This is a genomic window from Sinisalibacter aestuarii (genome assembly GCF_027923545.1).
GTDB classification, from domain to species: domain Bacteria; phylum Pseudomonadota; class Alphaproteobacteria; order Rhodobacterales; family Rhodobacteraceae; genus Sinisalibacter; species Sinisalibacter aestuarii.
In genome coordinates, this window is the sequence record NZ_BROH01000010.1 from 57,896 (window position 1) to 66,880 (window position 8,985).

11 protein-coding genes are annotated in these 8,985 nt (G+C 66.7%); 9 read left to right on the plus strand and 2 right to left on the minus strand.

Features of this window, described 5'->3' with window-relative positions:
* Window positions 1–17 precede the first annotated feature (17 nt).
* Window positions 18–551, minus strand: a complete 534-nt coding sequence (gene ectA / locus QMG28_RS15395) for a diaminobutyrate acetyltransferase (protein ID WP_281843207.1) — start codon at window positions 549–551, stop codon at window positions 18–20.
* 226 nt (window positions 552–777) lie between these two features.
* Here ectA and QMG28_RS15400 point away from each other — a divergent pair, with 226 nt between their 5' ends.
* The 4 genes from QMG28_RS15400 to QMG28_RS15415 all read left to right on the plus strand — a co-directional run bounded on the left by QMG28_RS15400 (window position 778) and on the right by QMG28_RS15415 (window position 2,439).
* A complete protein-coding gene (locus QMG28_RS15400; RefSeq protein ID WP_281843208.1) occupies window positions 778–1,278 on the plus strand; it encodes a MarR family winged helix-turn-helix transcriptional regulator in 501 nt (166 codons plus the stop codon).
* A 54-nt stretch (window positions 1,279–1,332) separates the two neighbouring features.
* Window positions 1,333–1,587, plus strand: coding sequence for a membrane protein insertion efficiency factor YidD (gene yidD, locus QMG28_RS15405; RefSeq protein ID WP_281843209.1), 255 nt, complete (start codon window positions 1,333–1,335; stop codon window positions 1,585–1,587).
* 311 nt (window positions 1,588–1,898) lie between these two features.
* A complete protein-coding gene (locus tag QMG28_RS15410; protein WP_281843210.1) occupies window positions 1,899–2,123 on the plus strand; it encodes a hypothetical protein in 225 nt (74 codons plus the stop codon).
* Window positions 2,124–2,217: 94 nt separating this feature from the next.
* The gene (locus QMG28_RS15415) at window positions 2,218–2,439 is read left to right on the plus strand and encodes a hypothetical protein (RefSeq protein WP_281843211.1); all 222 of its coding nucleotides are present in this window, start codon (window positions 2,218–2,220) and stop codon (window positions 2,437–2,439) included.
* An 18-nt stretch (window positions 2,440–2,457) separates the two neighbouring features.
* Here the strand turns inward: QMG28_RS15415 and QMG28_RS15420 are convergent, their stop codons facing one another.
* The gene (locus QMG28_RS15420; RefSeq protein WP_281843212.1) at window positions 2,458–2,955 is read right to left on the minus strand and encodes a GNAT family N-acetyltransferase; all 498 of its coding nucleotides are present in this window, start codon (window positions 2,953–2,955) and stop codon (window positions 2,458–2,460) included.
* Between the two features lie 40 nt (window positions 2,956–2,995).
* Here QMG28_RS15420 and ttcA point away from each other — a divergent pair, with 40 nt between their 5' ends.
* From ttcA to yihA, 5 genes are all read left to right on the plus strand, one after another.
* Entirely contained in the window at window positions 2,996–3,868 is an 873-nt protein-coding gene (ttcA, locus tag QMG28_RS15425) for a tRNA 2-thiocytidine(32) synthetase TtcA (protein ID WP_281843213.1), read from the plus strand.
* Between the two features lie 87 nt (window positions 3,869–3,955).
* Window positions 3,956–5,488, plus strand: a complete 1,533-nt coding sequence (locus QMG28_RS15430) for a putative bifunctional diguanylate cyclase/phosphodiesterase (RefSeq protein WP_281843214.1) — start codon at window positions 3,956–3,958, stop codon at window positions 5,486–5,488.
* Window positions 5,489–5,668: 180 nt separating this feature from the next.
* A complete protein-coding gene (gene yidC, locus QMG28_RS15435) occupies window positions 5,669–7,480 on the plus strand; it encodes a membrane protein insertase YidC (RefSeq protein WP_281843215.1) in 1,812 nt (603 codons plus the stop codon).
* Complete coding sequence (locus tag QMG28_RS15440) at window positions 7,477–8,238, plus strand: MOSC domain-containing protein (protein ID WP_281843216.1); 762 nt, start codon at window positions 7,477–7,479, stop codon at window positions 8,236–8,238. Before yidC ends, QMG28_RS15440 begins: the two co-directional genes overlap by 4 nt.
* On the plus strand, window positions 8,235–8,891 hold the full coding sequence (gene yihA / locus QMG28_RS15445) for a ribosome biogenesis GTP-binding protein YihA/YsxC (protein WP_281843217.1): 657 nt from the start codon (window positions 8,235–8,237) through the stop codon (window positions 8,889–8,891). The genes QMG28_RS15440 and yihA overlap by 4 nt, the downstream gene beginning before the upstream one ends.
* Window positions 8,892–8,985 lie beyond the last annotated feature (94 nt).

Here is an 8,985-nt window from a genome sequence, read left to right on the forward strand (position 1 = left end):
GGGAATGGGGGATGCGATCAGGCCGCGCGGATCAGCGCATCGGCCTCGGGCAGCGTGATCGTCACCATATGCTCGGTGTCGTGATGCCCGTCGAAATGCGCGTCGCGCTCGAAATGCGGCACATCGTCAAGCTGGCCGCCGATGGCGCGCGCGAAGCTGCGAAACAGCGCCCAGGAGGCGGCATTGTCTTCGGTGATCGTGGTCTTGAGGTGGGTGGCGCCATCGCAGGCGTCACGCTCGATCAGGTCGAGCAGCATCGTCTTGCCAAGGCCAAGGCCCCGCGCCTTCGGGCTGACCGCCACCTGCCAGACGAACAGCTCGTCGCGCGCCGGAATCATGTGGCCGGAGATCCAGCCGACGATGTCGCCATCCAGTTCGGCGACCACGCAGGTATCGCGGAAATGGTCGGCCTGGATCAGATTGGCATACATCGAGTTTTCGTCGAGCGGCTTGCAGCTTTTTACAAGCGCCCAGATGTCAGCCCCGTCCGTCGCAAGCGGTTTGCGCAGGCGGGGCGCGCGCGTTCGGGGTTTATCAGTGTCTTTCGGCATGGATGACGACCTCTTTTTTGCTTTGGATGTCTAAGTAAAGGGGGTTGAGATGTATTTCAACCTTTGAAGTAGTTTTCTTGTTGTCCTGTGATATATCCAACAAATTAAGAAACTATTACAACAAATCTGTGACAATTCCCCAGAACATCTCCTTCACAAGATGAATGATCCAGCAAAAATGCTTAGAGGATTGAAGCAATCTGGCGGCCCGTGCGATACTCGCCCCATGTCCACGACGCCCGACCGCACCGATGACAGCCTGATCGCGCTGCGCCGCATTCTGCGCGCGACCGAACTCTATGAGCGCAAGCTGGCGCGGTCCGCCGGGCTGACGCCGCCGAAACTGCGGGTGCTGCAGATCCTCGCCGCCCGTCCCGATGGCAGCGCGACGCCGAAGGCGCTGGCGGTGCAGATGGGCGTGGCGCAGGCCACGGTGACCGCACTGGTCGACAAGCTGGAGGCCGACCGGCTCGTCAGCCGCCTGCGCTCCGAGACCGACCGGCGGCAGACCAACGTCGCCATCACCGGCGCCGGGCGCGACGCGCTGGGGCAGGCGCCCGACGCGCTGCAACAACGCTTCGTGCGCGCCTTCGAGGGGCTGGCCGACTGGGAGCAGGCGCAGCTCGTCTCGTCGCTCGAACGGGTGGCCGCGATGCTGGATGCCGAAGAGATGGACGCCTCGCCGGTGCTGGCCGTGGGCGATCTCAAGACCGGCACGCCGAGCTAAACGTCGCAGCCGCCACCCCTAGCCGCGCCGCCTGACCGGGCTTATATCCGGGCCATGACGCCGCTTGCCTTTCTCCTCTCGCTGCCCGTGCGCGCCTACCGCGCCGTGCTCAGCCCCTGGGTGGGCCATTCCTGCCGTTACCAGCCCACCTGCAGCGCCTATGCGCTCGAAGCGCTGGAGAAGCACGGCGGGATCAAGGGCGGCTACCTCGCCGCCAGGCGCGTGCTCTCCTGCCATCCGCTCGGCGGCTCGGGCTATGACCCGGTGCCGGAGCCAAAGGGCCACAAGCACGACCATCCCGAAAGCTGAGCCGTGGCCGCAGGGCCACAGCTGCGGCAGCTTGTCGCAATTTTGGTGTCTTTTGCGCCGCGATGTGGTATCCGGCCCTCGTCCGACACACCAAAGAGGGAGGGGCATTCATGACCAGCACCAGTGCTTTCGCCGAACTGCTCCATGTCGGCCGACGCAGCTTTGCCACCTCGCGGCTCTGCTAGCACCGCGCCCAGCGCCCCTTTCATCGCTGACATGACACGAGCCTGACCGGCAGCGCCCCCTGCGCCCGGCCTTCCGGCTTATTCCCTCTTTCAAGGAGCCCGATGCCATCCGCATCGGGAGGACAGATGACCGATACACCCATTTCCATCGGGGTGACGCCCCCGGAAGCGATTCTCACCCGGCTGATCGAGCGCCACGGCGCCTGGCCGACCCTGCGCGCGCTCTGGGCCGTGCTGATCCGGCGCGGCAGGCGGCGGGCGCAGGCCGACAGTCTGCCCGACCACCTGCGCCGCGATATCGGCCTGCCGGAGCGTGGCGAGCCGCCGCCGCTGCGCCATCCCTGGCCATGACCCCGGCGGGCGGGGCCGGACCATTGCGCTTGACCTAAAGTGCACTTGAGGTCCGACCCTGCCCGCGAATCAAAATCCCGGAAGGATATTCACGATGACCCTCGCAACCACGAACCCGCCCGCCGAAACGCTCGCGCGGCTGATCGACCACCACGGCGCATTGGCGACGCTGCGCGCCTTTGTCAAAGCGCTGGCCGCCCGCACGGCGCTGCGCCGGCGCGCCCGGGCCGACGCGGATATGCTGAGCAACCATCTGCGCCGCGATATCGGCCTTGAGCCGCATGAGCGGGCCACGCCCTACTGGGAGCTGCGCTGAGCGCGGCTCCCGCCCCGGTCACCGCTGCAGGCTCTTGCCCATGCGCTCGACCATATGCGCCCGCGCGCCCACCTTGACTGGCCCGAGCCGCCTGACCGGCAGGAACCCCTCGCGCAGCCAGAAAGCACGGCCCCGGGGGTTGCTTTCGATCACGCCGATGAACATCCGCTCCGAGCCGCGCGCCCGCGCCTCTTCCTCCAGCAGCGCCAAAAGCGCCCGGCCAAGCCCCTTGCCGCGCGCCTCCGGCGCGAAGAGCATCAGGCCGATATAGGCATCGCCCTCGGCCGGGTAGCCAAAGGCCATATCGGCGATGCCGAGCAGCGCCGCGCCCTCGAACATGCCCACCTTCACCGATTGCGAAATATCGCCGCCCGGCGGCACGCCCTTGAAGAAGGCGGCGGCCTGCGCCGGCCCCGGCTCCACCCCTTCCGCCAGCCGCACATAATCGGCCGAGGCCAGAAACAGCCCGGCAACGAGCCGCCCATGCCTGTTCGGGTCGAGCTTGCGCAATTCCATATCTCTTGCTCCTCCGGGGCGCTTCGCCGTATGGAGCAGCATGTTCGACAACACCGACGATATCCACCCGCTTCTGGCCAACGCGCCCTCGTCCACCGAGTTCAAGAAGCTGCGCAAGCGGATCATCCGCAACGTCCGCGAGGCGATCGACCAGTATGGAATGGTCGCGCCGGAGGCGCGCGAAGGCAAAAGCGGGCCGGTCGCGAAATGGATGGTGGCCCTGTCGGGTGGCAAGGACAGCTACACGCTCCTTGCCGTGCTCTACGAGCTCAAATGGCGCGGGCTTCTGCCGGTGGAGCTTCTGGCGGTCAACCTCGATCAGGGCCAGCCCGGCTTTCCCGCCACCGTGCTGCCGGCATTTCTCGAAAAGATGCAGGTGCCGCACCGGATCGAGTATCAGGACACCTATTCCATCGTGAAGGACAAGGTGCCCCAGGGCCGCACCTATTGCGCGCTTTGTTCGCGCCTGCGCCGGGGCAACCTCTACCGCATCGCCCGTGAAGAGGGCTGCTCGGCGGTGGTGCTCGGCCATCACCGCGACGATATTCTCGAAACCTTCTTCCTCAACCTTTTCCACGGCTCGCGCCTCGCCACCATGCCGCCCAAGCTGGTCAACGAGGAGGGCGACCTTTTCGTGCTGCGCCCGCTCGCCCATGTGGCCGAGGAGGATTGCGCGAAATTCGCCACGGGCATGGGCTACCCGATCATCCCCTGCGATCTCTGTGGCTCGCAGGACGGGCTGCAACGCCAGCAGGTGAAAGCGATGCTCGACGAATGGGAGCGGCGCAGCCCGGGGCGGCGGCAGAAGATGTTCCGGGCGTTGTCCAATTCGCGGCCCTCGCATCTGCTCGACCCCGCGCTATTTGACTTCGCCGGGCTGGCGCTCGGCACGCCGGGCACAATCGGCGAGTGAAAAATCCGGCCCGCGTTAACCCACGGTTGACCTCCAGCGCCTAATGTGGCGGCAGCGGCGATTGCGCCGCGCTATGGAGGGCGGCGCATGGGCCGGGCGACAGGTAGCCAGATACAGTCGATTTGGGGGCGCAGCCGCGCCGCCCTTGTCGGGCCGCAGCTCGCGGCCTTTCTGCCCGCGATCATGCTCGGGGCCTATTGGTTCGGCGGCGAGGGCGTGCTGCTCACCACCGCCGTGATCGTGCCGGCGCTGATCGCCTTTTTCGGGCTGATGGCAAGGCCGGGGCCAATGCGCACGGGGCGCGATGCGGTGACCGGTCTGCCAGGCCGGGTCCAGCTCATCCGCATGCTCGAGCCGCGGCGCGGGGCGGGGGACGACCCGATTGCGCTGGTGATCGAGATCGACAATGCCCACCACCTCGCCCGGCAATATGGCGACGAGGGCTTCGCCACCGTCCTGCGCGCCGGGCGCGACAGGCTGGAGAGCGTATTGCGGGAAGGCGACTTCGTCGCCGCGCTCGGAGCCGGGCGCTTCGGGCTCGCGCTCGCGCAAACGCCGCGCGTGGACCTTGAAACCATGATCCAGCTCGCCGCCCGGCTGCAGGAGGCGCTGGCCGCCCCGATCCCGCTTGGCGGCGCACGGGTGCTGGTCACGGCCTGCATCGGCTTCGCGCTCCCCGCGCGGGTGACGGAAGCCACCGGCGAGGCGCTGCTCGCCGCCGCCGAAAGCGCGCTGGACGAGGCGCAGCGCTCCGGCCCCGGCTCGATCCGCGCCTTCACCCGGGCGATGCGCCCGCGCGTCTCGGCCCCCGACAATGTGACCCGCGAGGTGGTGAAGGCGCTGGAAGCGGGGCAGATCCAGGCCTGGTTTCAGCCACAGATCTCGACCGATACCGGCGCGCTCACCGGCTTCGAGGCGCTGGCGCGCTGGGATCACCCCGAAAAGGGCATGATCGCGCCCGGCGCCTTTCTGCCCGCCATCGCCCGCGCCGGCATGTTCGAACGGCTGGGCGAGGTGATCCTGTTTCAGTCCCTCACCGCGCTGCGCGACTGGGACAGGGCCGGGCTGCAAGTGCCCAACGTCTCGGTCAACGTCTCATCCGATGAGCTGCGCAACCCGAAGCTCTACGACAAGATCCGCTGGGAACTCGACCGGTTCGAGCTTGCGCCCGACCGGCTGACCATCGAGATCCTCGAAGACGTGGTGGCCCGCACCGATGACGACACGACCACGCGCAACATCGCCGCGCTCTCGAAGCTGGGCTGCCGGATCGACCTCGACGATTTCGGCACCGGCCATGCCTCGATTGCCAATATCCGCCGCTTCGACGTGAACCGGATCAAGATCGACCGCAGCTTCATCACCCATGTCGATACCGACCGCGACCAGCAGAACATGGTGGCCGCCATCCTCACCATGGCCGAGCGGCTGGAGCTGGAAACCCTGGGCGAAGGCGTGGAGAGCCATGGCGAGCATGCGATGCTGGCCCAGCTCGGCTGCGGCCATGTGCAGGGCTATTCCATCGCCAGACCGATGCCCGTTGCCGAAACCGCCGCCTGGATCGCGGCGCATCAGCAGAAGATCGCCCGCCCGCCGGAGATTCCGCGCAAGACCGGCTAGGCCTCCGCGCGCAACAGGGCCGCCGGGGCGCGGACCGCGGAGCAGCCGCTACCGGGCCGGACAGCCCCGGCGCCAACCCCGCAATGACGGCGCGGATCGGCCATGTTCACCGGAAAACTGCTTGACCTTTCCCCCCCTCCCCTGTTGAACCACCGTGACCGGAAACGACGCGGTGTGGATATGAAAAATCAGACCTCGAACACGATCCTGGCGCTTGTCCTGAGCTTCCTGGTGATCACGGTGTGGACCCTGCTGTTCCCGCCCGCGGAGCCGGTGGTGGAGACCGCCGCGCCGGCAGCCGAGACCGCCGGCGGCGCCGTGACGCCACCGCCCACCGGCACAGCCGGGGCCACGGCAACACCCACCGCCGTCACCGGCGGCGGCGCGCTTTCCGACAGCCCGCGCATCGCGATCGACACCCCCGAACTTTCGGGCAGCATCGCGCTCATGGGCGGACGGATCGACGATCTGCATCTGAAAAGCTACCGCACCGAGGTCACGCCCGGCTCGCCCACCGTCACCCTGCTCAAGCCCGCCGACGGGGAGCAGGCCTATTACACCCTGTATGGCTGGACGCCCGGCGGCAGCCTCGGCCCCGACGATGTGCCCGGCGCGCTCACCCAATGGACGCTGGAAGAGGGCGAAACCCTCACCGCCGAAACCCCGGTCACCCTCGCCTGGACCAACGCCAAAGGCATGACCTTCCGCCGCACCATCGCGGTGGACGAGAAATACATGTTCACGGTGACCCAATCGGTCGAGAACCAGTCCGGCGCGGCCCAGCGCCTGGCCCCATATGGCGTGATCCTGCGCAACGGCATCCCGGACGACCTCACCGGGTTCTACATTCTGCAGGAAGGCCCGATCGTTCAGACCGCCGAGAGCCTGACCGAGACGAAGTACAAGAACATGGCCGATCTCGAGGCCGACCCGAAATGGGGCGACCATGCGGAAGTGTTCCGGATGGACGGCACCGGCTGGATCGGCATCACCGACCATTACTGGATGACAACGCTCATCCCCGACGCGACCGCGCAATACGACGCGGTGACGCAATATGACGAAGGCTCCGACCACTACTACACCTGGTTGCGGCAGGACACAGTCGAGGTCGCCGCCGGCGCGAGCGCGAGCAGCACCACCCGGCTTTTCGCCGGCGCCAAGGAATGGGACACGATCCGCGGCTACGAAGCCGAACACGGCATCTATCACTTCGTCGATTCGATCGACTGGGGGATGTTCTTCTTCATCACCAAGCCGATGTTCGCGCTGCTGCACTGGCTGCATGCGCTGATCGGCAATATGGGCTGGGCGATCATCGGCCTCACCGTCGTGATCAAGGTCATCCTCTTCCCGCTCGCCTACCGCTCCTACGTCTCGATGGCGCGGATGCGTGAGCTGCAGCCGGAAATGGAAAAGATCCGCGAACGCGCGGGCGACGACAAGCAGAAGCAGCAGGTAGAGGTCATGGAGCTCTACAAGCGCGAGAAGGTGAACCCGGCCTCGGGCTGCCTGCCGATCCTCCTGCAAATCCCGATCTGGTTCTCGCTCTACAAGGTGATCTTCGTCACGCTTGAACTGCGCCATCAGCCCTGGCTCGGCTGGATCAACGACCTCTCGGCGCCCGACCCGTCCTCGGTGCTGAACCTCTTTGGCGCGCTGCCCTACACCGCCCCCGGCCCCGATAGCTGGTTTGCCTTCTTCTCGCTCGGCGTGCTGCCGATCCTGCTCGGCATCTCGATGTGGCTGCAGCAGAAGCTGAACCCGGCCCCCACCGATGCGACGCAAGCCACGATCATGGCCTGGATGCCCTGGGTGTTCATGTTCATGCTGGGCAATTTCGCCTCGGGCCTCGTGCTCTACTGGATCGCGAACAACACGCTGACCTTCGTGCAGCAATACACGATCATGTGGAGCCACGGCCACCGGCCCGACCTCTTCGGCAATATCCTGTCGACCTTCAGGAAAAAGCCGAAGGCGGATGAAAAATGATCCCGCATCTCGCGGAAATCTGGCGACACCCGATCAAGTCGCATGGCCGCGAGAGCCTGACCCATGTGCTGCTGAGCGAAGGCAAGGCCCTGCCCTGGGATCGCCGCTGGGCAGTGGCGCATGAGCGTTCGTGCTTCGACCACGAGCGCCCGTCATGGCAGCCCTGCAACGAATTCAAGCGGGTCGCCTCCTCGCCCAGCCTGCAGGCGATCACCGTGCGTTGCGACATGGGCTATCAGCGGATCACACTGAGCCATCCGAAGCGGCCGGATCTGACCATCGACCCCGACAACCACGATGACGAGCTTGCCTTCATCCAGTGGGTCATGCCGATCAGCCATGGCGGCCGGCTCCTGCCCGCCCGCCTCGTGCGCGCACCGGGCGTGGCGATGACCGATACCGGCTATGCCTCGGTCTCGCTCATCAACATGAACTCGCACCGCGAAGTGGCCGTGCATCTCGGCCAGAAGCTGTCGCCGCAGCGCTGGCGCGGCAATCTGATCCTCGAAAACCTGCCCGCCTTCGCCGAGCGCGACTGGATCGGAAAACGGCTGCGCATCGGCCTCGCCGAGCTGGAAATCCGCGAACCGATCACCCGCTGCGCCGCCACCACCGCCAGCACCCGCACCGGCGAACGCGATGCCGATACGCTGGGCGCGCTGAAAGCGCTGGTCGGTGCGGCGCAGATGGGCGTTTACGCCGTGGTGGTGAAAACCGGCGATCTGCGCACCGGCGACGCCGTCGAGGTGCTGGAATGACCACGCCCCTGCCCTTTCCCGAGGCCGAGCCGCCGTCGGACGCCGCGCGCGAGGCGGGGCGGCTGCTCTTCGCGGCGCCCACCGACTTTCTCAAGGGCGTGGTGGCGATGGACGGGCTGCCGCCGGGTGATCGGGTAGAGGTTTGCTTTGCCGGGCGCTCCAATGTGGGTAAATCGAGCCTGATCAACGCGCTCACCGGCCGCAAGGGGCTGGCCCGCGCGTCGAACACGCCCGGGCGGACGCAGGAGATCAACTTTTTCACCACCACCGGCGGGCCCTACCTCGTCGACCTGCCGGGCTATGGCTTTGCCAACGCGCCGGTGAAGGTGGTGGAAAAATGGCAGCGCCTGCTCAAAGCCTATCTCTCCGGCCGCGCCACCCTGCGCCGCGCCTTCGTGCTGATCGACAGCCGCCACGGCGTAAAAGCGGTGGACGAGGAGATCATGGCGCTGCTCGACAAATCGGCGGTGACCTTCCAGGCGGTTCTGACCAAGTCCGACAAAGTGAAGGAAAACGACCGCGCCAAGGTGCTCGCCCAGGTGCGTGGCGCCTTGTCGAAACATCCCGCCGCCTTCCCCGAACTGGTGGTCACCTCGTCGGAAAAGGGCTGGGGCATCGACACGCTGCGCGCGATCATCGCCACGCTGGAATAGCGCGCGCCGGGCACAGCCCACCGCGCGCGTCATGGCCGTGGCAATGCCCCTTGGCAGGCCGGGGGTGCGGCGCTAGACCGGGGGCGGCCACCCC